Genomic DNA, 22,192 nt, shown 5'->3' with positions numbered 1-22,192 from the left:
GGCTTATATTATCCTGGTAAAATTTAAATCATAAAGCCAGAAGCTTTCCGGCTTATTTTACGCGGCAGTCTTCCTTTATTAGAGAAGTAGCGGGGGGTGTGTCTTTATAAGGCTCGGGAAGAAGCTCCTTTGGAATTCCATTGACTCGTAGGTTGATAGTCCTTATTCAATGCAAAACCCTTTTAACATCAGCTGTTCGCACCGATATAACTACTGAATATCTAAATAAATAGAGAGAAAGTTGTGGTTTTTTTATGGATAAATCATCGATTATCGGTGTGATACTAGGGGTTATTGCTGTTTTTGCGGGGATGATATTGAAAGGAGTTAGTTTATCAGCACTCATTAATCCTGCAGCGATCTTGATCATTATTTTAGGAACTATCGCTGCAGTGACCATTGCATTTCCTGCTAGTGAATTGAAACGAATTCCTAAACTTTTTAGAATCCTGTTCACCGAAAATAAATCATATACGATCCAAGAGTTAATTCCTTTATTTTCTGAATGGGCATCCACAGCAAGGAGGGAAGGACTGCTTGCTTTAGAAAGGGAGTTAAATGAGACAGAAGATCCTTTTTTAAAAAATGGGATGAAAATGACGATTGACGGTATGGAGGCGGAATTTGTCCGTGATGTAATGCTAGAGGAAATTGAAGCGATGGAAGACCGTCATCAAGCTGGAGCTTCTATTTTTACTCAGGCCGGAACCTATGCGCCAACTTTAGGTGTATTAGGTGCTGTTGTAGGTCTTATAGCTGCTTTAAGCCACATGGATAATACAGATGAATTAGGAATTGCGATCTCTGCAGCTTTTGTAGCTACATTCTTAGGGATTTTTACAGGATACGTTCTTTGGCATCCCTTTGCAAATAAGTTAAGAAGAAAATCTCAATTAGAAGTAAAAGTAAAGGAAGTCATGATTGAAGGAGTTCTATCCATTCTTGAAGGTCAGTCGCCAAGAACCATTGAACAAAAATTATCAACCTATCTTACGGTTGTAGAGCGCAGCGAATTTTTAGATAAGGAAGAGGAGATTTAATGGCAAGGAAAAAGAAAAGAAAGTCCCGCCTCCATGAAGACAACCATACGGACGAATCCTGGTTAGTTCCTTATGCTGATATTTTAACACTGCTTCTCGCTTTATTTATCGTCTTATTTGCTTCAAGTACCATTGACAAAGAGAAATTCCAAGCTATTGCTAATTCTTTTAATAGTGTGCTTAATGGTGGAGAGTCGATCATTGAAAACAATAGTCTTAGTAAGACCACAAATGTAGAAGAAATCGTCCAGAAAGAACATGAAAGTCAAACCCAACAAGCAGCCGAGCATGAAAAGCTGGAAAAACTTCAGGAGACAATAAATGAATACATAACGGAAAATGAACTAACAGATTTGCTGCAGACGAAATTAACTAAAGATGGTTTATTAGTTACATTACAAGACAATGCTTTATTTGATTCTGGAAGTGCTCAAGTCCGATCAGAGGACAAGCATGTGGCGAGAGAATTATCCAAAATGCTTGTATTTAATCCTCCAAGGAAAATTGTAATCAGTGGTCATACGGATAATCAGCCTATAAAGAATGCTGCATTTGATAACAATTGGCATTTAAGTGTTATGCGATCTATTAACTTTATGAAGGTATTATTAGAAAATAAGGACCTTGATCCAAGTTATTTAAGTGCAAGAGGGTTAGGAGAGTTTGAACCAATTGCTTCCAATGAAACGAAAGAGGGAAGGGCCAAAAATAGAAGAGTCGAAGTATTAATTCTTCCCAATCTTAAAGAAGGCTGAGTTTATGGTTTCGTAGAAGTGGGCACGCTCTATTACTGCGAGTGCTCAGTGTGTTTACAGGTCTTTTCCTGCTTTGACAGCTTTTTTATTGTTCCTCAGGATTATTTTTTGATTTTATTTCATAAACGATGTTCACTTACTGACAGTGTATTAGAGATGAAATTTTGCAAATCTAAATTGAACATAGGGAACCGTATCTTAAATTTACGTTTGTTAAAAAGAATTTAGGGAATGAGTAAGGAGATCGTCGAACCAGGTCGAAAATAAGGAGGAAAATCAGTGGATGGAAAACTCCAGACGCTAGATCAGTTGTTGACCACGACATTTCTTCAAACACATACCAAGTGGATTGATTTTCAAGAGTTTAGAGAGGGCCTCCCCATTAAGTTAGAAAAATGCGATAAAGAACTGCAATTTATAAAAGATGCTGAACTGGACAATTATATACAAATGAATTGTGGCTTTTCTAATTGGAATCATTTTATTGCTTACTTAAAAGAGGAATATCAGGTGAGACAGCTGGGGCTGTCATTAAAAGATTATGATTAACACTCCTAAAAAGGAGTGTTTTTTTTGGTCATACGAGTGCCGGCAATGAACTAAGGCATCACTACACTTAACGGAAGCAGAAGTTTTATGAGTAAAGCCTAGAACAATGATATATTAGTAACAACTAATCAATTCACTATGAAAGGGATGTTGTCTCATGGCCAAACATAAGATCTATTCAATGAGTTTCGCAAGTGTCTATCCTCATTATGTTACGAAAGCTGAAAAAAAAGGCCGTACGAAAACAGAAGTCGATGAAATCATTCGTTGGTTGACCGGTTACAGCCAGAAAGAGTTGGAAGCGCAGCTGGAAAATCAGACAGCTTTTGAAAACTTTTTTGCAGAAGCACCTCTGTTGAATCCTTCACGAAACATGATCAAAGGTGTGGTCTGCGGTGTACGAGTGGAAAACATCGAAGAACCAACGATGAGGGAAATCCGCTATTTAGATAAGCTGATTGATGAGTTAGCAAAAGGCAAAACGATGGAGAAGATCTTGCGTGCCTGACCATTATTCGTTTTAGAATAAGAGGTTCAAAACTTCAAATTGTGCTTTGCTTTATAAAGCAATTACAATGAGGAATTGAGGGATTTTGATGAGAGTAGTGGAAACGGAAGATTATGAATTGATTGCGGTATTAAATAAGCCTGTCCATGATTTACATCATTCTTTATATCCGGATTTTTTTCAGGAATATAACCTGGAAGCTGTAAAGGAACTATTTAGAAAGCAAATGGATAAGGTAAATGCTGAATTTCTTATTTTGGAAGATGAGGAAGAAACGGTTGGTTTTGCTTGGGTTGAGACAAGAAAATATGACCGTTACCCTTACAAAAAATCTTTCCAATCATTATATATACATCAAATTAGTATTGATCAGGAAAAAAGGGGCAGGGGCTATGGAACGTACTTGTTAAACCACATTTATCAGTTGGCAGAAGATAAAGGGGTTAACGAAGTAGAATTGGATTATTGGGAAAAAAATAATCAAGCAGAGCAATTTTACAACAAACATGGTTTTGCAAAATCACGACAAACCGTATTTAAAAACCTTAAGAATTCATAGCAATCCATTTTCTAAAACCTATAAAGATAAACAATCAACTGATGAAGAACGAAAATGGTTGTGTTCAATTCCTGAAGATTTGGAAAACAGTAATAAATAAATAGCGACAGGGAATACCTTCTATAACCGCACTAAATAATGAGGAGGGAATAAATGAAGAATGTCAGATTAGCAAAAGTCCTCCATTTAAAAAGTGAGAGCGAGACAACATTTTCGCAAGGCTTTATACTTATTGATGAGGCCAATCCGGAACAGAACTGGAATGTGAGTCTGGTGGGTGTGAACAACATAGAATTATATAAAAAAGATAAACAAGAAGGCAATGACACGCCTTTAAGACTGTTTGATCAACAAGGAAATACTTATGATGGTTTAGGAACCGTCGATTTTATACCTAATGGGAATAATGTTTTACTAGTGGCAAAAGGCCGATTGAACAAGAATGTACTGCAAGAAGAGTCTTGAATAAAAGCGGCCGCTGAATAATTGCTGACTTATTGAGTTATGCCTAACATAGAAGCCGGATTGAACGATAAAATCGTCTAATTCGGCTTTTTTATACTATGAGACAGCCGTTTCGACTCTTCCCCTTTCATGAGCTCTAGTATGCGTATGATATTGACCATGATTATCGTCCTTCTCCCTTGGAAGCTCATTGATTTTATATTAGAAGGTGATCCTTAGGGAAACCCTATCTTAAAGCCTTCTCGTATTGACTCAAATTCATGGATATTCGAAGTTCTAACTTCGCCTCCCTGACTTTTAGTATTCCTTACATTGTACAAGAAAAGCACTCATTTTAGGTTGGGCTCTGTTGATTCCACCATGTGTGCCCGGTGGTGACGCCTGCGGCAAACATCCAGCGATTCGTGAGTATTAACGAAGACTTTAACAGCATTTCTAAATTAACAAGCATTTTTTCAGTGGATTTCAAATGATGGGGCACTCTTTTTTATATTCTGTCGTTCAGATAAGAAAATCATGACCAATAAAGTCACGGCTGCCACAATTGCACGTTAAGGATAATTTTGGAATAATTAATCATGAACGATTACATTCATTTGAGGAGGAGAATGATGAATAAATTCAGTCGTGATGCAGGGGAGCATGTCCGGGATCAATATGACTATCATTTGTGGGCTGAAAGACAGGTATTTAACCATATTAGGTCCCTTCCTGACAAAATAGTACATATGGAAATTCAAAGCGTTTTCCCGACCGTCTCTGCTGCTTTAGTTCATACTTATATTACAGAAACCATTTGGTTAAAGGTGATCGCGGGAGAAAAATTAGAATCGATTGAGGAATATGTGAATCGAACTCAGCTTAGTAGACAATATTCTGAAAACAACCTTGAAGAAATTGAAAAATTATTTCGTCATCTGGAAGTCCAGTACACTCAGATTTTTAATGAATTACCTGACCTCTCTAAAGAGTTGCGGATTGAGCACCCGAAGTTTGGGGAGTTCAACGCACCTGTTTATGAAGTGTTTCAACATCTCTTTAACCACGCATCCTATCATAGAGGAAATATTACAGCAATGCTTAGGCAGCTGGGGTACAAAGGGACACCAACAGATTATATCCTGTTTCTTTTACAAAGGTCGGATTAATCAAGTTCAGTTTTTCCCTATCTTCATATAGATCTGCCAAAGAGTAATTAATGCGAGCGAGGAGTTAAAGGAAGTTATTATGTCCATCACGTACAGCAATACTTACTTTTGGAAGAAAAAAGCGCGCGAGGCTGCACTAAATGCTTTAATGAGTATGGGGATCCTTCTTTTTTCCATATTCATAAACAATCGGGTATCAGAATCGATTGTTTATATGACTGGCTTGGCGGTCTTAATTAGTGTTTGGCGAATGCTGCATTATTGGAAAATGCCGGAACGAGAATACATTTCGTTCAAGGAACATAGCATAGTTGTCCGTCTTGGGATTTTAGACCCTAAGCTTCAGTTATCTAATGAAGAAATTAAAAACATTCAGCAAGTTGATGATGTATGTAAGATTCGAACAGAGAAAGGAGAAATAGAAGACATTTTTCTCGATTACGTCTCTGAACAAGATGCTGAAATCATCATCAATGAATTTAACAAACGGTATAGCAATCGAATGGAAAAAAGAAGGGAAGATCTTAGTGGTTAAATCATCCCTCTTAATTAGTTAATGCTATATGTAAAGAGAGCAATGCAGCATAGACTGAATTGTTCTCTTAATAAAGGTGTGATGACATCTAAACGCGAGAAAAGATAGTGAACGATTCATTACACCTTTACTCCATAGTATGAATTAGCACGCATAACGTGATTAAATTAAAGGGAAAGATCTTTTTATATTGGTTCATAGAAATAGAACAAAAGCACTCGTCCCCGTACGAGTGCTTTTGTTAATAATTATAGATCTTTTCCAGCTTTAACTGCTTCTTTGATGGTTTCCATAGGGTTATTCTCGGACGACTTGATTTCATAGATGACATTATCCACCTGCCATCTAATTAGAGTTTGTGGAGAATCTTTAAAACCGCGTATTTTAATGACCCCTTTATCTTTCGGAGCTGGTAAGTAATGGGTATCTAAGTATTCAACGATTTTCTTTGCCAGTTCTTTGTTGTCAGCGTTTTTTTTCGGAGCATATTTAGGATCGGTGGGGTAGTCTAATTCAATCAGCCAGTTTCCTTCGTTCCAGGAAATATACTGGTGCCCGGCTCCGGCATCACTGGAACCTTTAATGTCGTGTCCTAAATCAATATTTGTCTGCGTTACTTGACGGTAGTTTTTCATCTCATTTGCAGCTTGTTGTGTTGTTTCAAAAGTATGCTTTTTTACGTCATTTATTGGTTGGTCATCTTTGTTTTTTTGATCACTAGAACTGGAACCAGTTTCATTGCCATTTGATTGGTCGCTTGAGGCAGAGTCTGCTGCATCCTTTGACTCATCGGTATGAGAGTCTGAACTGGTTTCATTTTCTTCATCAGCTTGTTCATGATTTGCCGAACTGTTTGAATCCTGTTCCTCTGTATTCGTATCATCAGATGCATCGGCATTTGAGCTTGCCTTACAGCCAGACACGAGAATGCTCGTTAAAAACAGTGCAATGACTAATTTCCGCATATTCATTGATGAATCCCCTTTCGTTTGAAGTTTTTCCCTCTGCAACCATATCGTGCTCCTTTTGATTAGAATTTGCAAATGTTCTACTCATGATTGTTTTCTATCAAATTTTAGGAAAATTTCTAATAAGCTTCAGTATTTGGATACTACATTGAAAAAATTTTTGAAAAAGCCTAAACTTTGGTTTTTATTGTCACTGATAGTGGCAAGAGTCGATAAACAGGTCTTTATCAGCATTTACTAAATGAAAAAAATCTTTAAAATAAAAAGAATGCAGACTCTTAATGATTTGGTTTGCAGGTGGGGCAGCAATGAATTAAATGAAAAGTAAATGAAAAAGCAATTCAGTGAAGCACTGAATTGCTCTCTATATAAAAAGGTGTAATGATATATAGCCGTGATTAAGACTGTGATATTTCAATACACCTTATTCTAATAAAGTATGATAACGGAAATACAGTGTGCATAAAAAGGGTTTTAAAACATTTATGAGGGCTTGAAGATGAAGAGTAACCATCTGCAGGTTGCCACGCAGGTGCCTTGACATTCAGAGTTTCCTTGGCGAAAACTTGTGAAATTTGTAACAGAAAGCTGGCTCCAACAATGAGTAACAGGATAGACAAAAGAACGATTAAAGCACTGAAAATCAGCTTTTCATTCGAGAAGTTTAAATTCAAATGAAAAAGGAAATTGTTGAATAATGTCGAATTTTCAAGTAAGAGGTGGAAAATAGATGAACTATTTTTCAATGTTTGCGTTTGATTCGTTTAAATTTTTTATGAATGGCTCTTATAGAGTTGATGGAAATGAAACAATAATTTTACAGCCTCATAAAAAGCTTATGCATCATTCATTGCAGTCTTACGCTAATTATAATTTATCTGTCGAGATGGTAGAAATTCAAGATTCATCACTTAAAAATAAAAAGCAATTCATAGGGCCGTTCGAATTAGGTTTGCCGGAAGGTCAGGTAGTATTAACAAAAGTGAACAAGGAGTAGAGGAAAGAATTTAAAGATAGGGGTCAAAAAATGAAAAGAGTAAATTTAGAATTTTATCAACAGATCTATGATCGCGCGCAAGAGCACAAATGCTCGGACTGTGATAGTGTAATTATGAATCCTCGTCGACTATTATTTCCAAAAAAAGATATTGCTGATGTATTGCTTGAATGTGCCCGGTGCGGGGAAACATCCCAGATGAAAATTGTCCAGAAAGCCGATCGTTTGTTTAATTTTTAAAGTAACACATACGTCTTATTGAAAAAACGTGGACTCAGTAGATTGAAATTGCTCGTACTTCTGATTAACTTCCCTTAAAAATGTACGCTAATCCGTTAACAAGAGTACAAGCCAAATTGATAGAAAAGCATATACAATAGTAAGTCATTAAGCTAAGAAGAAGGCTGTATTGATCTAGCGCCATTTCTTGGCTCTTTTGATATTTAAAAATGGAAAGGGGGGGAAGTAAAGATGTATTACACGAAGGCCTGCCATAAAGGCGGAAGCTGTGATAAAGCTAAGGTTTCCCATTCTCACAGCGAGGCTAACGGTTATTACCCCTCTAGCAGCACAAATGTTCCAGTTATCCTTTCTCAAGTTAACTTTCAAACTGCCGTCGAAGCAGAGGTTCATCTGCCAACACCTGCAAAGGAAATTAAATCCATTAAAAAAAATGTTTCATTAAAACAATGTAATGTTCTTAAACATCCATTCCGCGAAGATCAAGTTAAATTGTTTATTACCGGAATTGTGCACAAAAATATTCAATATGTAGAAGCATGCAGCGGCACGGTTAAGGATTACAGTGTTGATATTCCATTTACCGGAAGTGATGATGTGAAAATTTATAAGCCGGTTTTTCAATCGCAAAGCCAAACGACTTCAACTACGGAATACAAAAACGCTTCTTGTAACCATCACGGTTCTAATTCTCATCAAACTAGTTCATTCACGTATGAATCCTTTAACGAACCTATTACGTGTAAGTTAAACTATAGCGATGTTATTGAATTAGATCTCTTTGAGGACTTTGATCGGTTTGGAAGATTTAACACCATTATTGAAAAGATGGAGGTCAACCTCTGGTTGTATTTACTTCAGAACCAGCCAACAGGTAATTGTTCGGATGACACGTCTCATAAACCTCATAAGCCTTGTCATAAACACAAACACAAGTGGATATGGGCAAAAAGAGGATCCAATCCGTGTGCAAGAAGGTTAACAGGAGTAGAACTAAGGCCATGCGTTGCACCTAATGAGACTAATCGTAACAAAAAATGTCGTTAACTATGTATGATCTTGAAGGTATTCCCCTTGTCGGGATACCTTTTTTTAATAAAGAGAGTAAAGAAGTAGAGATCACCTGCCTTTAAGGTGTGTCATTTCTACGATCAGGTATATATAAGAACAGCTTTCTATTCAGGGAGGAGTATTGATCATAAGGTACAGTGATTTCTCGGCGGACTATTTCTCTATTAAGCAGCTCTATAAAATCTTCGGAAAGTTTTAGTTGGTGAGCGGTTTTAAATGTTTCAATCAAGTCCTTATTCGTCAGTTCTTTCATTTTATGCTTACCTCCTTTCTAGAAGTACACCAAGTAGTAGTGAGGTGATGGTGGGGGTGAATAGAATAAGTGATGGATATGAGTCAATTAGGTCCTAATTACTATTATACTTATTTAATATCATACTTTTGAACGGAAGTAAATATTTATTTTAAAAGTACTTTTGACATAGTTAGATCATCTTCGATATCATTCTTAACTATTTTTCGCCGAAAACTCACATAATTCTCCATAAAGGATGCCTTTTCTTTTCTGGTAATCTTCTAGTAAGATGAGAGAAAACTTCATTAGAGGAGAGATAGTATGGATCTTCAATTGTCAGGAAAGACGGTTATAGTTACCGCCTCCAGTAAAGGATTGGGTAAAGCTGCTGCTCTTGAATTTGCCAAAGAAGGAGCACATGTGCTTATTTCAAGCAGGAATGAGCAGGAGCTGAAAAAAACAAGCGAAGAAATCGTGTCGCAATCCGGTAATGACAACGTCGTATATGAAGTGTGTGATGTAACGGATCCCACGCAAATAAAGAGGTTAGTTGAAAAGGCTGTAACTTGGAACGGATCAGTAGATGTACTGATTAACAATGCGGGCGGCCCTCCTGCTGGAACCTTTGATGACTTTGATGATGAAGAATGGAACCAGGCGTTTGAACTTAATTTATTGAGTTTTATTCGAACAATCCGTGAAGTACTGCCTTCTATGCGGAAGCAGCAGGAAGGAAGAATTATTAATATTGCCTCTTCATCCATTAAGCAGAGCCTGGATAACTTAATTCTATCGAATACATTCAGGGCAGGTGTTGTAGGGCTTTCCAAAAGTCTCTCCCAGGAGCTAGCACCTGACAACATTTTGATAAACACAGTTGGTCCGGGAAGAATTGCCACCGACCGCGTTGCACAGCTTGACGAAAAACGGGCAGGAGCCTATGGGATATCAGTGGAAGAAGTTAGAGAACAAGCAGAAGAGAATATTCCGCTGGGACGCTATGGAGATCCTGAAGAGTTTGCTAAGACATTGGTTTTTCTTGCTTCTGGGCAAAACACTTACTTGACAGGACAGTCACTTGTTATTGATGGGGGCTTAGTGAAGGCACTATAAAAAAAGAGAAAATCACCCACCTGAATCTTAGAGTGGGTGATTTTCTCTTTTTTTATGTTAGCTGTATATCTTTTTCCAACATCGTGCCCTTTTTTTGGAACCGGGTGTGCCAAAAAGCATTCTCAAGGATATGCGGGGTTTGACCTCCACGTTCACACGCATCGTTGTAATAGCTGTAAAGCTGTTTGCGGTACATAGGATGGGCGCAATTTTCGATGATCATAGGAACGCGTTCTCTAGGTGCCAGCCCTCTTAAATCTGCAAAACCTTGTTCTGTCACAATAATATCCACGTCATGTTCTGTATGATCAACGTGTGATACAAAAGGAACGACGCTTGATATGTCTCCATTTTTTGCAATTGATTTCGTGGCAAAGATAGAAATGCGTGCGTTGCGTGTGAAGTCTCCAGATCCACCTATGCCATTCATCATTTTTGTACCGTGGACGTGAGTAGAGTTCACATTTCCATAAATATCTACTTCTAAAGGTGTATTAATGGCAATCAGCCCCAGTCTCCTAATGATTTCAGGATGGTTTGAGATCTCTTGAGGACGCAGCAATAAACGTTCGCTGTATTTTTCAAGGTTTTGGTACACATGATCTAGTTTTGATTCAGATAGAGTGATCGAACATCCGGAAGCAAACCTGATTTTTCCGGCATCCATTAAGTCAAAAACTGCGTCCTGAAGGACTTCAGAGTAGACTTCTAAGTCCGTAAACTCTGACTCTAATAAACCGTGAAACACGGCATTAGCAATGGAACCAATTCCGGATTGCAAAGGCGCCAGGTTTCGCGGCAGTCTCCCTGAATCTTTTTCTTTTCGCAGAAAATCTACTAAATGTTCAGCCATTAAAGCAGTTTCCTTATCAGGTGGGACAATCGTTGAAGGGGAATCTACCTGGTTCGTTACGACCACTCCTTTTATTTTATTCACATCTACTTCGATTCCTTCTGTCCCGATTCGGTCATCAACGTTTCTTAATGGAATCGGCTCCCGGTTCCCCTGATCCTGCAACTGATAGATATCATGTAACCCTTCAAGGGATTCCGGCTGAGATAAGTTTAATTCGATGATTATGGCATCTGCTTTTTCAGCAAATATGGAAGAATTGCCCACAGATGTGGAAGGGATAATAGTTCCATCTTCAGTGATTGATACCGCTTCCACAATAGCGTAATCAATAGGAGCAAGTACGTCTTGGCGAATGGATTCAGCTGTATGGGATAAATGCTGATCGACAAATAACAGATCTCCATTATTAATCTCATTTCTCATGGTTTTATCAGCTTGAAAAGGCAAGCGTTTATGAACAATTCCAGCTTCAGCCATTAGACGGTCGATGTCAGACCCTAATGAGGCACCGGTATACACGTTTACTTTAAGCTCCTTCTGCCTGGCGATTTCTACTAACGCTGAAGGAACGGCCTTGGCGTCTCCTGCTCTTGTAAAACCGCTCAGTCCAAGAGTCATTCCATTCTCAATCCAGGAAGCAGCGGTTTCCTCTGAAACAATTTTGCTTTGTAATCGCTTATCACGCATTCGCTGTTGTATTCTTTGTTCCACAATTAAACCCCCACTCACAATTTTCTTATTATTCTAACGGTTATCTTTCATCATCTCATTGGTTTTCTCATGAAAGGGCTTAAAATTGGAACAAACCAGCAAATTGATGTACTAATGCAGCAGAAAATTAAAAGGATAAAATCTTCCGGAATTGACTGGCAAACGTCTGGCTTACCGGAACTTTAGATTTGTCTTTCATAATTAATAGAAAAGTAGAATGAGAATCGGGCTGGATTTCTGCAATATAATTAACATTTACTATATAGGAACGGTGACATCGGATAAATAAATGTTCGGGTAGGTAGAATTCCAGTTCACTTAAGCTGAATTTATGTGTGCCCATTCCTCGCTTTGACTGAATCCAAGTTTTTCTTTGTTTAGCTTCTAAAAACATTACATCTTCATAGGGAACAGGAAACCAGCGGTCCTCCAAATGAATGGTTAAAAAAGAGGCTAGAAATCTTAACTGTTTAGACGGCAGAATCGCTGTCAGGCAACCCTTTGCTTCTCCTTCATCAATGATAGGAACAGAAGTTCCGAAATATGGAGTGCCAAATACGTTGCTGTTAATATGCTCTGACATTTTATCCTGTTTGGCTAATGCTTTGAAAGTAACCGTATTCTCTCCGATACGATCTCCAGGCTTTATTTTTAAATCCACATATTTACTCGGTTTATAGTAGATAAACTGGCGCGAGTCAGATACTGCGATGGATGCTTCCTTAGGAAACAAATCCTTAAATGATTCGACCAGAGAAGAAATTGAAAAGTAATCCAATGCTATTCCTCCTTTTCCATTTATTATAACGATATTAGAGAAAGTAAGAAAAGAACTGTTCTATGGGAAATTCGATATTGAGAGAGGTAAAGTTTAGCTTTATATATGTTGAAAAATGTCGAAAAAAGAATAGAGGAGGCGATGAATTTGAAATCAGTCGAGCTTGAGTTTTATATAGATATCTACCGTACAGCAAATAAGCATAGCTGTAGTCAATGTCAGGAGAATAACATGCAGCCAAGGAGGTTGTTATTCCCCAATGAGGATCATGCGGATGTGTTGCTGGAGTGTGCCAAGTGCGGAGGTACGCTTCAAATAAAAATGGGGAATAACTACAAACAGCCGTCTGTTTGATTCAATCCCTGGACCGATTAAGTTCATTCAGTAATTTGTCGAGCTCCTGGGAGATCTTAACGATGTCTTCATATCTACTATAATTTCTATAGGCTTCGTACATTTGGGTTCTCAGTGTCTCGATTTGTTTTTCTAAATGTTTTCTGCTGCTCATAAATCCAACTCCAACCTCATTTGTCATATGAAGGAAATTCCCTGGTGAATGGGAGTTGAAACGACTTTGTGTCGAAAAATAGCAAATAATAAACACATCCTTTAGTTTAGTAAGGGAGAAAAATGGAAAAGGAATTTATACAATAAAAACCCCGTTTACTGGAACAAGAGCTCTAATTTGTTTTTGTGTTTAAAGGACTCGTAAAAATTGTTGAGCTGGTTTAAATTTTTTTATCTATTTCAGAAAGTTCTTCCTTTAGTGGAATAATTTTTCTTATACTAACAAAGGAAAATTCTTTAAAAAGGGGATATTTTTACTTTTGACCTACTTCAAAATACCTTTGATGTCTGCCTGGATTGTTTTTTGTACGCTGGCGTCTTACACTACGGTAAGTGCGGAAACGCTGGATGGAGGGGATGATGTGATTTGTCAAGATTCTTGTCGGGAATTCTCTTATGTGGATAATCAATCTTCTACTTTTATAAATGGTAAAAATGAGAGTGAATTCGTTCCGCTTTCTTCATTGATTGCTGAAACTTCAAGCGGCAATGTCTATGACCATTATCAAGTAAGAAAACGGACTGTTTCCCAGACCTCATCAAGTACACAGGGAAGTCAAAGTCCTTCTTTAACCGTACAACCGAAGTCGTTAATCAATATAAATGGCACAAACGGGGACAAACAGATTACTTACGTTCGCGGTGGAAATGAAAAACTAAGAAAATTAGTGAGTAAATATTTAGCTATGGAAGGTTTTCAAGTTCAGGAACAAGAGGAACTTCCTACGTCGCAGCAAGCTTCGAAGGAAGTTTCTGTAATCTTTACTAGAGCACAAGGGAACGATTTCATAAAAAACGGTGACATCACTTCTTTTGCATCTATAGAAAATGCTTCAAAAACCCAGCAGTTCACTGCCTATTCCAACGCTATCCAAGATGCTGTGAATGAGTACCATTCGGAGAAGAATGTGTGGATCTGGCGGAATGGTGCCGTAACAGAAGACCCTGAAGGAACGATTCATTACTTGAACAGCCAAAACATCAATAATATCTATTTGCATTTTGACTCAAGAGTCCGTGTTGAGGATTACCAGTATTTTAATGAACTTGCGAATGATTCAGGGATGACTGTTCATGCGTTAATGGGCCAGCCGAAGTGGGGTTTGAAAAATCACGCAAGGGAAGCAGAAGATCGAGTGGATCTTGTCTCTGCCTATAACCGTAAAGTTCCAAAGGAAGCGCAGTTTTCCGGCATTCATTTTGATATAGAACCGTATGTTCTAGATAATTGGGATTACGATCGTGCTGACGTTCTACACCAATGGGCAGACTCTGCGGAAGAATATATCAGTTATGCAAAAGAGAAAGGGTTTATTGTAGGGAGCGCGCTGCCTTTTTGGACAGACCAAAGTACCGTGACTTCCTACTATCCTGAATTTTTTCAAGAAATGGTCGATCGACAGGATTATGTTACTTTAATGGCTTACCGCAATCATGCACTCGGGAGTAATAGTATTACCTCACTTTCTAAAGGAGAGGTGATGTACGCACGTTCTCCAAAAGTGGAGGTCGGGGTAGAGCTTCTGCCTAATGAAATTGATTACTTAAGCTTTTATAACCGAACGAACCTGCAATTAGAAAAAGAATTAAGTGCTGTGCGACGCTTTTTTGCAGGCTTGAAGGTCCAAGGTTTTAAAGGAGTAACGATTCATGACTTTCACTCCTGGCAAGGGAAACCACCCCTTCATTTACCTATTCAAAAATCAGACTCCTTCGGAAGAATAGCAGGAAAGTCGAGATATGAAACTTCTGAAGCTTTTACTAATCAGCTTCCCGATCATTCTGTAGAGACAATCATATTAACGGATGGAGGAAACTATCCAGATGCGCTTGCAGGTGGAGTGTTAAATAAGACATTAAATGGAGCGATTATGCTCATCGACGACCGGCAGACGGTGATCGACAGTAAACTTTCTGAAGCAAGACGATTGCTTAAGCCCGGGGGCGAAGTCATTATTTTAGGAGGAGAAGGAGCTGTCTCGGCTAAGGTGTACAACCAGTTTGCTAAGCTGGATGTTCCGATCTCCCGCATAGCAGGAAAAAACAGAGTAGAGACTTCCATTGCAATTGCAGATAAAGTAGCACAAAATCCTCAGCATATTTACTTGGCAGATGGAAGGAACTTTGCCGATGCTTTAAGCATTGTTCCGTATGCAACGAAAAAGCAGCGACCTATTCTTTTAAATAGTACCAAAGACGATTTAAGTCAGGACATTAAAACTTATATAACTTATCATCCAAGTATAAAGACGGTTACGATTATTGGAGGACCTAATGCAGTGACAGGTAATGCTGAAACAATTCTTAAGAATAATGGTGTCCAAACAGTGGAAAGAATTGCAGGGCTGAATCGTGCTGAGACTGCTTTAAAAATAGCAAAAAAGTACTATCCTGATACGACAAAAGCTGCGATTTCCAATGGAAGTCGTTTCCCTGATGCGCTGTCAGGGAGCAGATATGCTTACGAGCATGATCTTCCCATTCTGTTAGCAAATAAAGGTTCGATCGATGATTCGGTCCGCGTGTTTTCGAAGCAGATCAATAGTTTTGTTTTTTACGGGGGAGAAGGTGTATTGTCTCCGGATTTAGCTGAAGAGCTGAAGTAAGGGGAGAACTTGTTATTGACGAATAATTTCCTGCAATATAGAGAACACTATTTTTCAGACCATCGATAAAAAAGCAGGGATGTTATGATATTTATCTACAATGATTACGGGGGAACTCATACGACTTCCATGGCTGCTGCCTTTCATCTGGAATTAGTAGCTCCGGAAAAAGAACTAACAAAAGAAGAGGTACTATCTATTCCTTACTTTAACCAATTGACAAAAAAGGATTTTGGCAGGTTAATCCATCATGGAAATGATTCAGAGGGAAACCCGGTTTATACCTTAGGAAGAAAATCCTCCAAGCTCGTCGTGCCCGCTTTGAAAGAGTTTGGTATGCTGTTGTTCGATTTGTTTAAAATGGATGAACAAATTGTTTTTTCTAACACTTCTCCAACAGTTCCATTTGTGATGACCATAGGGGGCGGCTTGTCCAGGGGGCTGGGGTTGGATTTCTTAGGAGTACCGCTGTTAGTTAAAGGGGCAAAGCGAAACGCTCCATTAATTTATGATTTAGTACAAAATACGAAACGAGAAGCAAAAGAGAACATGAAAGATAAAATCTTAGTATTGGATAACCAGCAGTATAAAATATAACGATCTTATAACCCTGGGGATCCCCGGGGTTTTTTATGAATAGAAGCGTAAAACATTAACGTTGACGTAAATGTTAAAGAAGCATATAATTTATGGATAGTTATTAATGAAGAAAGGGGATGTTTTATGGCTGAATATAAAATAGATGAGGTGGCTAGAAAGTCAGGTTTAACTAAAAGAACCATTCGGTATTACGAAGAAATCGGATTGCTGTTTCCAGCAGCACGAACGGATGGTGGATATCGGACGTATAATGCCCAGCATATTAACCGGCTGAATCAAATTGTGAACGCCCGCGAAGTGCTTGGAATTTCTTTGGAGGAAGTCCGTGATTTTGTGGAGATTAGGGAAGAGGTTTCCCTTAATCTGGAAGATATTAAGCAAACCCAAGACACAAAGGTGAAGCTGGAAAAGCTATACAACTTCAAGAAAATTCTTGAAAGAGAACGAGAAATGGTCCATGACAAATTGAAAAAAATTCAAGATATCAAAGACAATACCGATGATTATTATCATCGTGTTTGTAAGGCAATAGCGAACTATGAAAAGGAGTAATGAAATATGTCATCGATGACAAGCCATGCAGCTATGGAGGATGCCCAGCATAATAAACAGCCGAAAGCTGTCTGGGCTGTTTTTTTTGCTTGTATTATTGCTTTTATGGGGCTTGGTCTTGTAGATCCTATTCTGCCAGCCATTGCATCTCAACTGGATGCTACTCCAAGTGAAGTAACTTTGCTGTTTACAAGCTATAATGCCGTTATGGCGGTAGCGATGCTCGTAACCGGCGTTATATCATCTAAATTTGGTACAAAAATGACGTTAATTTCTGGAGTAGTGGTCATCGCTTTATTTTCTACATTAGGTGGTCTTTCAAATGATGTTTGGACAATTGTGGGGCTGCGAGGAGGCTGGGGTTTTGGAAATGCCCTCTTCGTAGCTACAGCGCTGACAGCAATTGTTACACTTTCAAATAATGGCACGGCAAAAGCAGTTATTTTATATGAAGCAGCGATTGGTTTAGGTATCTCTGTAGGCCCTCTTTTGGGAGGTTTTTTAGGAGGAATGACTTGGAGAGGTCCATTCATTGGAGTAGGAGTACTTATGGTCATCGGTTTTATTTTCCTAATTACGCTTATGCCGGCTGGTGATGCAAGCAGTCATTCAACCAAAGGAACCCGCACGTCGATTCTGGATCCTTTTCGAGCTATGAAGCACCGTTCGATTGTAGTATTTGGGTTGACAGCATGTCTGTATAACTTCGGTTTTTTTACATTATTAGCTTATGCCCCGTTTGTGATGGGTCTGGATGAACACGGGATTGGATTAGTCTTCATTGGTTGGGGAGTACTCCTGGCGGTCACGTCAGTCTTTATGGCACCAAAGCTGCAAAAGAAATACGGAACCATCTCCTCAATGTGTACGATGCTTACTTTGTTTGCCCTCGTGTTGATTGTAATGGGAATCTGGACGTCTACACAGTGGGTGATTATAGCTTGTGTGGTGTTTGCTGGGGCTTTGTTAGGGAATAATAATACTTTAATTACTACAGCCGTGATGAATGCTGCGCCGATTGAGCGGTCAACGGCATCAGCAGCTTACAGTTTTCTACGCTTTATCGGTGGAGCGATTGCGCCGTTTCTTGCTGGGAAACTAGCTGAATGGTATTCACCTAATCTCCCGTTTATTGTAGGGGGAGTGTTTGTATTGATTTCAGTTGTATTTGTTTTTGTAAACCAGCAGCATGTTCATCACGTAGACGATGTAGAAGTTCATTGAGGAACCAACATAAGAGGGGGAGGAAATAAACATGTTAGTGAAAGAATTTATGATTCATGATGTCATTCATGTTCACCCGCAAACTTCTTTAAAAGAGTTACTTCGCATACTTGTTAAGCACCGGATTGGAGGCGTACCTGTAGTCAATGAAAAAGAGGAACTTCTTGGAATGGTCAGTGATGGGGATGTGATTCGTTACCTTTCACCAAAAGAAGAAGCGGTCCACGATTTATTTTACACCGTATATGTGGAAGAAGGCCAGACGGAAAAAGAAGTGCTGGCAGAAAAAATCAACGACCAGGTAGAAGAAGCCATGCGAACGAAGCATCTTTATATCATTCGTGAAGACGAGGAGTTTGAGCAGGCTGTACGGTTATTTTCTCAACACCATTTTAAGAAACTGCCTGTGTTAAATGACTCAGGAGTAGTCACAGGAGTAATCAGCCGCGGGGATATCATTAGAAATCTATCAAAAATGATTATCGAACTCAACTAAGTGTGATCCATTAAACCAGCACTCTCTTAAACATAGAGAGTGCTGGTTTGTGACTTTTTCATGACAGTTGTCGTTTTTCCAAAAGATCCTGTTACGGTTATTAGTCAGGAATAGTATACTGATGGACATGATTATTTCTTTTTTTCATTGGAAGAATAATAAACCCCTGCAAAAATGGCTATAAAGACGGCGACCCAAACGGCGATATTCATTTGCTTCACTCCTTAGCCTTTACCTAACACTACGTAATAATCGGGGAAAAAGTTTCATCAACCAAGTTTAATGAGCTAAAAGTGCTGATGTGGAGGAGATCAATATGTATCAAGCCATTATATTTATTCATGTACTTAGTGCAGTATTATTAGGTAGTTTTCTAATCCTTCCTTTTTTAATGAAGCCCCTGTTCACTTGTCGCAGAGAGGAACTTCATGGGTTTCTTCGCGGTATCATTAGTTATTGCCGAACCGGTCATTACGCCCTTGTGCTGCTGCTTCTTTCAGGAAGCTGGCTGGTTTGGCATTATTCCCGGTCTCCTTCCTTATTATGGACGGTGTCAGCTCTCGCTCTTCTATTTCTATTAGGAGCAACGATAGGAATGATTCAAAGAAATTTCAAACGGATCCTTCGGGCAGAAGCTCCGGAAGATAGCTTAAAAGCAAATGCCCAAAAACTAAGCATTTTTAATTGGAGTACGTTTATCTTTATACTTGTCGCCTTGATTATTATGACAAACACGCGAATATTTGAGTAAAACCTCGAAAAGTAGATGAACATAGATAAATGAATAGGGTCGTGCATCCAGGTGCCTCTTCAATCGGAGAGGTACCTTTTTTGGTTTATTTTACAATAAGAGAGGGAATTTACAAATTAAGGTAATTATTATTGTGTGTTAGGAGTTTTTTTATGCCTATTTGTCAATGCTGTGGTAGAAAATGGCCTTACAAAGAAGTGATAAAGAGCTTTTTTATAATAAATAGACAAGGGCAGAAGTGTATCTATTGCGGGGCTGCTCAATTCCAGACCGTGGGTTCCTCTCAACGTTTTGTAACGTTAACATTACCTGTCTGGATTCTTATCCTGATCCTTGCGAACATTCTTCATTTATCTTTAATGAGAATAGTCATTTCCGCTTTCGCAGGCTCTTTTATAAGTGTGGTGCTGATTTATCCTTTTGCTTTAGAATTATCCAGCCACCGTTCAGGAAGCTTGGGGGGGAAAAAAGGATAAATGATACTTTCCATACAGCATAAAGGGAGCTTTTTCTTTTTCATGAAAGGAATTCTTTAGGGAAACGAGTTGATGTATGAGTCACCGAATGACTGAATAACAAATGTTGCTCCTATTCTTCTTGAGCAGGCCTGTATCAATAAGCGCAAAGAAAAATAAACAGCTGCCTAATCGTTAACTAGGCAGCTGCACACCATTATTTTCCCCAAACGTCTTCTGCAATTTCTACTACGTGACGGATTTTAGCCCATTGTTCTTCTTCCGTTAGAACATTTCCTTCTTCAGTGGAAGCAAATCCACATTGAGGGCTTAAGCAGAGTTGTTCATAAGGAACATAGCTGGCTGCTTCTTCGATGCGTTGTTTGATACGGTCTTTGTTCTCAAGTTCTCCGGTTTTTGAAGTGATAAGCCCGAGGACTATGAAAAGATCATCTCTATTTACATGCCGAAGAGGCTCGAATCCTCCTGAGCGTTCATCATCAAATTCAAGGAAAAGTCCATTGACATTTAACTGGCCGAAAATTGCGCTGGCTACAGCTTCGTAATCACCGGAAGTCATATACGTAGAGCGGAAATTCCCACGGCAGATATGCATCGTAATCACCATATCATCTGGACGCTTGGCTATGGAATCATTAACAGCCCGTACAAACAACTTTCTCATTTTGTCCGGATCCTGTCCACGGTCTTTCATTTTTTGAATTCCTTCGTCTGAGAAAAAACCTGCCCAGGATGTATCGTCCAGCTGTAAATAGCGGCAGCCTGCATCGTAAAAAGCTTGAATAGCTTTTTGGTAAGCTTTCGTTAAGTCTGCCAGCAGGTCTTCTTCCTGATTGTAAACATCTTTATTAATGTTCCCTCTGGCAAGCAGCATATTAGGGCTTGGAATTGTGAACTTAGGCACGTGTTGATCCCCTGCAATTGAGTGTAAAAACTTATAATGATCAATCATCGGGTGAGTAGTAAAATCTACAGTGTCCACGACCCTTATGGCACGAGCTTTTGTTTCTACTCCCTTAAATTGGATGCCTGAATCAGCCTTGTATTCCTCTACTCCGTCAAGACTTTCTAAAAAGTCAAAATGCCACCACTCACGACGAAGATCTCCGTCTGTCACTGATTTTAATCCTGCCTGTTTTTGTTTTTCGACGAGCTTAATAATTTCTTCATTTTCAATAGTTGTTAATTCATCCGAAGAAATTTGATTGTTGAAATATTTTTTTCTTGCTTCTTTAATGCTCTCTGGGCGCAGAAAGCTTCCAACGTGATCTCCTCGAAAAGGGGCTGTTACTGTACTAATCGACATGTCAATCCTCTCCTTCATAAATAAAAGCCTCTTCGAAATAAGAAGAGACTTAAGAGTAAGTATGGCCGCTTCTTATCTTTCAAGTTTACTCACTTGCGGGAATTAGCACCTTGTCATATACAGGTTGCTGAGGCGTCACCGGACCCTTTCCTCGGCCTCTCTTGATAAGAACTATTCAATTATTCAAAAATTTTGTATGGGTGTTATCTTAACAGGTCATTGATAAAAAAGGAAGTCGATTCATTCATTTTTCTTTTCATTGGACAGCCATTTCGTACTCATATGATTGAGGGAAGCGATCCATTCCTCGGGTGCGGGAAGGTCACTGACGACTGCAAAAACGTCTTCTAAGTCAGCCATTTTTACGTAAGTCCGGCACCCGATTTTAGAATGATCTGCTAAAATATAGGTTTCCTGGGACTGTTCGATTAATTTCCTGGTAAACAAAGCTTTATTAGGGTCATAACTTGTTACTCCGTGGTTTAGATCAACTCCGTCTGTAGCTATAAAGGCTTTATTTACAAAAAAGTCTTCCATCATCTTCTCTGCAATCGGACCGGAAATTCTTAAATGTTCCGTACTCACTTCTCCGCCTATGAAAATAATTTTTGCATCAAGTTCATGACGCTTTGTTGATTCTATTAACGAATACAGGGCGGGGATAGAGCAGGTCATAATCGTCAGACTGAGCTTATGTTTTAAATAGGGAATCATTTGCAATGGGGTGCTGCCTTCATCGATGACAATTACATCATAATCTTGGACGCAAGCTGCGGCAATTTTCCCAATGTAGTTCTTTTCTTCCGATCTAATGGCTGCACGCTCATAATGAGGAGGTTCGGTTTTATGAGGGACTGGGATTGCACCCCCATATACTTTTTTTAATTTATTTTCATTTTCAAGATCGTCTAAGTGACGCCGGATTGTTTCCGTTGAAACATCCAATTGAGCTGCCAAATCGCTTACCTTGACTTTTCCATTTTTATCCATCAAATCTAAAATTTCTTTTTTTCTTTCTTCCGCTACTAATGACAAAACGCCTTCCCTCCTCGATAACGTTTAAATCCATTGTATCGCCAAACGAGA

The 22,192-nt window shown here is 38.8% G+C and carries 26 protein-coding genes and 1 riboswitch; of the genes, 19 read left to right on the top strand and 7 right to left on the bottom strand.

The window, feature by feature from the left end; genetic code table 11:
- The first annotated feature begins 254 nt into the window (after positions 1-254).
- From motA to MUN89_RS15555, 8 genes are all read left to right on the top strand, one after another.
- The gene (motA, locus tag MUN89_RS15590; RefSeq protein WP_244708692.1) at positions 255-1,040 is read left to right on the top strand and encodes a flagellar motor stator protein MotA; all 786 of its coding nucleotides are present in this window, start codon (positions 255-257) and stop codon (positions 1,038-1,040) included.
- The gene (motB, locus tag MUN89_RS15585) at positions 1,040-1,795 is read left to right on the top strand and encodes a flagellar motor protein MotB (RefSeq protein WP_244708691.1); all 756 of its coding nucleotides are present in this window, start codon (positions 1,040-1,042) and stop codon (positions 1,793-1,795) included. The genes motA and motB overlap by 1 nt, the downstream gene beginning before the upstream one ends.
- 279 nt (positions 1,796-2,074) lie before the next feature.
- Positions 2,075-2,344 carry a hypothetical protein gene (locus MUN89_RS15580; protein ID WP_244708690.1) on the top strand — a complete coding sequence of 90 codons (270 nt, stop codon included), beginning with the start codon at positions 2,075-2,077 and terminating at the stop codon, positions 2,342-2,344.
- A 157-nt stretch (positions 2,345-2,501) separates the two neighbouring features.
- Entirely contained in the window at positions 2,502-2,852 is a 351-nt protein-coding gene (locus tag MUN89_RS15575; RefSeq protein ID WP_244708689.1) for a DUF2200 domain-containing protein, read from the top strand.
- Positions 2,853-2,949: 97 nt separating this feature from the next.
- Positions 2,950-3,411, top strand: coding sequence for a GNAT family N-acetyltransferase (locus MUN89_RS15570; RefSeq protein ID WP_396266036.1), 462 nt, complete (start codon positions 2,950-2,952; stop codon positions 3,409-3,411).
- Positions 3,412-3,564: 153 nt separating this feature from the next.
- Positions 3,565-3,876 (top strand): hypothetical protein, encoded by a 312-nt coding sequence (locus tag MUN89_RS15565; RefSeq protein ID WP_244708687.1) that lies wholly within the window; start codon positions 3,565-3,567, stop codon positions 3,874-3,876.
- A 611-nt stretch (positions 3,877-4,487) separates the two neighbouring features.
- Complete coding sequence (locus tag MUN89_RS15560) at positions 4,488-5,024, top strand: DinB family protein (protein ID WP_244708686.1); 537 nt, start codon at positions 4,488-4,490, stop codon at positions 5,022-5,024.
- A 79-nt stretch (positions 5,025-5,103) separates the two neighbouring features.
- Positions 5,104-5,559: a hypothetical protein gene (locus MUN89_RS15555; RefSeq protein WP_244708685.1), complete on the top strand. Its 456-nt coding sequence runs from the start codon at positions 5,104-5,106 to the stop codon at positions 5,557-5,559.
- Positions 5,560-5,807: 248 nt separating this feature from the next.
- On the opposite strand, the gene MUN89_RS15550 is transcribed toward MUN89_RS15555, so the two are convergent.
- Positions 5,808-6,530, bottom strand: a complete 723-nt coding sequence (locus MUN89_RS15550; RefSeq protein ID WP_244708684.1) for a hypothetical protein — start codon at positions 6,528-6,530, stop codon at positions 5,808-5,810.
- A gap of 727 nt (positions 6,531-7,257) precedes the next feature.
- On the opposite strand from MUN89_RS15550, the gene MUN89_RS15545 reads away from it, so the two are divergent.
- Both MUN89_RS15545 and MUN89_RS15540 read left to right on the top strand, forming a co-directional pair.
- Positions 7,258-7,524, top strand: coding sequence for a hypothetical protein (locus tag MUN89_RS15545; protein WP_244708683.1), 267 nt, complete (start codon positions 7,258-7,260; stop codon positions 7,522-7,524).
- A gap of 471 nt (positions 7,525-7,995) precedes the next feature.
- Positions 7,996-8,811: a CsxC family protein gene (locus tag MUN89_RS15540; protein WP_244708682.1), complete on the top strand. Its 816-nt coding sequence runs from the start codon at positions 7,996-7,998 to the stop codon at positions 8,809-8,811.
- 82 nt (positions 8,812-8,893) lie between these two features.
- Here MUN89_RS15540 and MUN89_RS15535 read toward each other — a convergent pair whose 3' ends face one another.
- The gene (locus MUN89_RS15535; protein WP_244708681.1) at positions 8,894-9,088 is read right to left on the bottom strand and encodes a sporulation histidine kinase inhibitor Sda; all 195 of its coding nucleotides are present in this window, start codon (positions 9,086-9,088) and stop codon (positions 8,894-8,896) included.
- A gap of 303 nt (positions 9,089-9,391) precedes the next feature.
- Here MUN89_RS15535 and MUN89_RS15530 point away from each other — a divergent pair, with 303 nt between their 5' ends.
- Complete coding sequence (locus tag MUN89_RS15530) at positions 9,392-10,183, top strand: SDR family oxidoreductase (protein WP_244708680.1); 792 nt, start codon at positions 9,392-9,394, stop codon at positions 10,181-10,183.
- 52 nt (positions 10,184-10,235) lie between these two features.
- Here the strand turns inward: MUN89_RS15530 and MUN89_RS15525 are convergent, their stop codons facing one another.
- Both MUN89_RS15525 and MUN89_RS15520 read right to left on the bottom strand, forming a co-directional pair.
- Entirely contained in the window at positions 10,236-11,726 is a 1,491-nt protein-coding gene (locus tag MUN89_RS15525) for a succinyl-CoA:acetate CoA-transferase ScpC (protein ID WP_396266119.1), read from the bottom strand.
- A gap of 151 nt (positions 11,727-11,877) precedes the next feature.
- On the bottom strand, positions 11,878-12,528 hold the full coding sequence (locus MUN89_RS15520) for a LytTR family DNA-binding domain-containing protein (RefSeq protein WP_244708678.1): 651 nt from the start codon (positions 12,526-12,528) through the stop codon (positions 11,878-11,880).
- 147 nt (positions 12,529-12,675) lie between these two features.
- Between MUN89_RS15520 and MUN89_RS15515 the strand changes: the two genes are divergently transcribed.
- Positions 12,676-12,882, top strand: coding sequence for a hypothetical protein (locus MUN89_RS15515; RefSeq protein WP_244708677.1), 207 nt, complete (start codon positions 12,676-12,678; stop codon positions 12,880-12,882).
- Between the two features lies 1 nt (position 12,883).
- On the opposite strand, the gene MUN89_RS15510 is transcribed toward MUN89_RS15515, so the two are convergent.
- Positions 12,884-13,036, bottom strand: a complete 153-nt coding sequence (locus tag MUN89_RS15510; RefSeq protein ID WP_244708676.1) for an aspartyl-phosphate phosphatase Spo0E family protein — start codon at positions 13,034-13,036, stop codon at positions 12,884-12,886.
- 343 nt (positions 13,037-13,379) lie between these two features.
- Between MUN89_RS15510 and MUN89_RS15505 the strand changes: the two genes are divergently transcribed.
- From MUN89_RS15505 to MUN89_RS22110, 7 genes are all read left to right on the top strand, one after another.
- On the top strand, positions 13,380-15,701 hold the full coding sequence (locus tag MUN89_RS15505) for a cell wall-binding repeat-containing protein (protein ID WP_244708675.1): 2,322 nt from the start codon (positions 13,380-13,382) through the stop codon (positions 15,699-15,701).
- A gap of 84 nt (positions 15,702-15,785) precedes the next feature.
- A complete protein-coding gene (locus MUN89_RS15500; RefSeq protein ID WP_244708674.1) occupies positions 15,786-16,298 on the top strand; it encodes a DUF3189 family protein in 513 nt (170 codons plus the stop codon).
- Positions 16,299-16,424: 126 nt separating this feature from the next.
- Positions 16,425-16,853 carry a MerR family transcriptional regulator gene (locus MUN89_RS15495; protein WP_244708673.1) on the top strand — a complete coding sequence of 143 codons (429 nt, stop codon included), beginning with the start codon at positions 16,425-16,427 and terminating at the stop codon, positions 16,851-16,853.
- Positions 16,854-16,868: 15 nt separating this feature from the next.
- The gene (locus MUN89_RS15490) at positions 16,869-18,077 is read left to right on the top strand and encodes an MFS transporter (protein WP_396266118.1); all 1,209 of its coding nucleotides are present in this window, start codon (positions 16,869-16,871) and stop codon (positions 18,075-18,077) included.
- Positions 18,078-18,108: 31 nt separating this feature from the next.
- Positions 18,109-18,573 carry a CBS domain-containing protein gene (locus MUN89_RS15485; protein WP_244708671.1) on the top strand — a complete coding sequence of 155 codons (465 nt, stop codon included), beginning with the start codon at positions 18,109-18,111 and terminating at the stop codon, positions 18,571-18,573.
- Between the two features lie 316 nt (positions 18,574-18,889).
- Positions 18,890-19,324 carry a hypothetical protein gene (locus MUN89_RS15480; protein ID WP_244708670.1) on the top strand — a complete coding sequence of 145 codons (435 nt, stop codon included), beginning with the start codon at positions 18,890-18,892 and terminating at the stop codon, positions 19,322-19,324.
- A 152-nt stretch (positions 19,325-19,476) separates the two neighbouring features.
- On the top strand, positions 19,477-19,800 hold the full coding sequence (locus MUN89_RS22110; RefSeq protein ID WP_396266034.1) for a TIGR04104 family putative zinc finger protein: 324 nt from the start codon (positions 19,477-19,479) through the stop codon (positions 19,798-19,800).
- A gap of 196 nt (positions 19,801-19,996) precedes the next feature.
- Here MUN89_RS22110 and MUN89_RS15475 read toward each other — a convergent pair whose 3' ends face one another.
- Both MUN89_RS15475 and MUN89_RS15470 read right to left on the bottom strand, forming a co-directional pair.
- Complete coding sequence (locus tag MUN89_RS15475) at positions 19,997-21,106, bottom strand: 5-methyltetrahydropteroyltriglutamate--homocysteine S-methyltransferase (RefSeq protein ID WP_244708669.1); 1,110 nt, start codon at positions 21,104-21,106, stop codon at positions 19,997-19,999.
- Positions 21,107-21,175: 69 nt separating this feature from the next.
- Positions 21,176-21,277, bottom strand: a riboswitch (SAM riboswitch).
- 69 nt (positions 21,278-21,346) lie between these two features.
- The gene (locus MUN89_RS15470) at positions 21,347-22,141 is read right to left on the bottom strand and encodes a DeoR/GlpR family DNA-binding transcription regulator (protein ID WP_244708668.1); all 795 of its coding nucleotides are present in this window, start codon (positions 22,139-22,141) and stop codon (positions 21,347-21,349) included.
- Positions 22,142-22,192 lie beyond the last annotated feature (51 nt).

The organism is Halobacillus salinarum, assembly GCF_022919095.1.
GTDB classification, from domain to species: Bacteria; Bacillota; Bacilli; order Bacillales; family Halobacillaceae; genus Halobacillus_B; species Halobacillus_B salinarum.
This window is presented reverse-complemented; position numbering and strand designations above follow the sequence as displayed.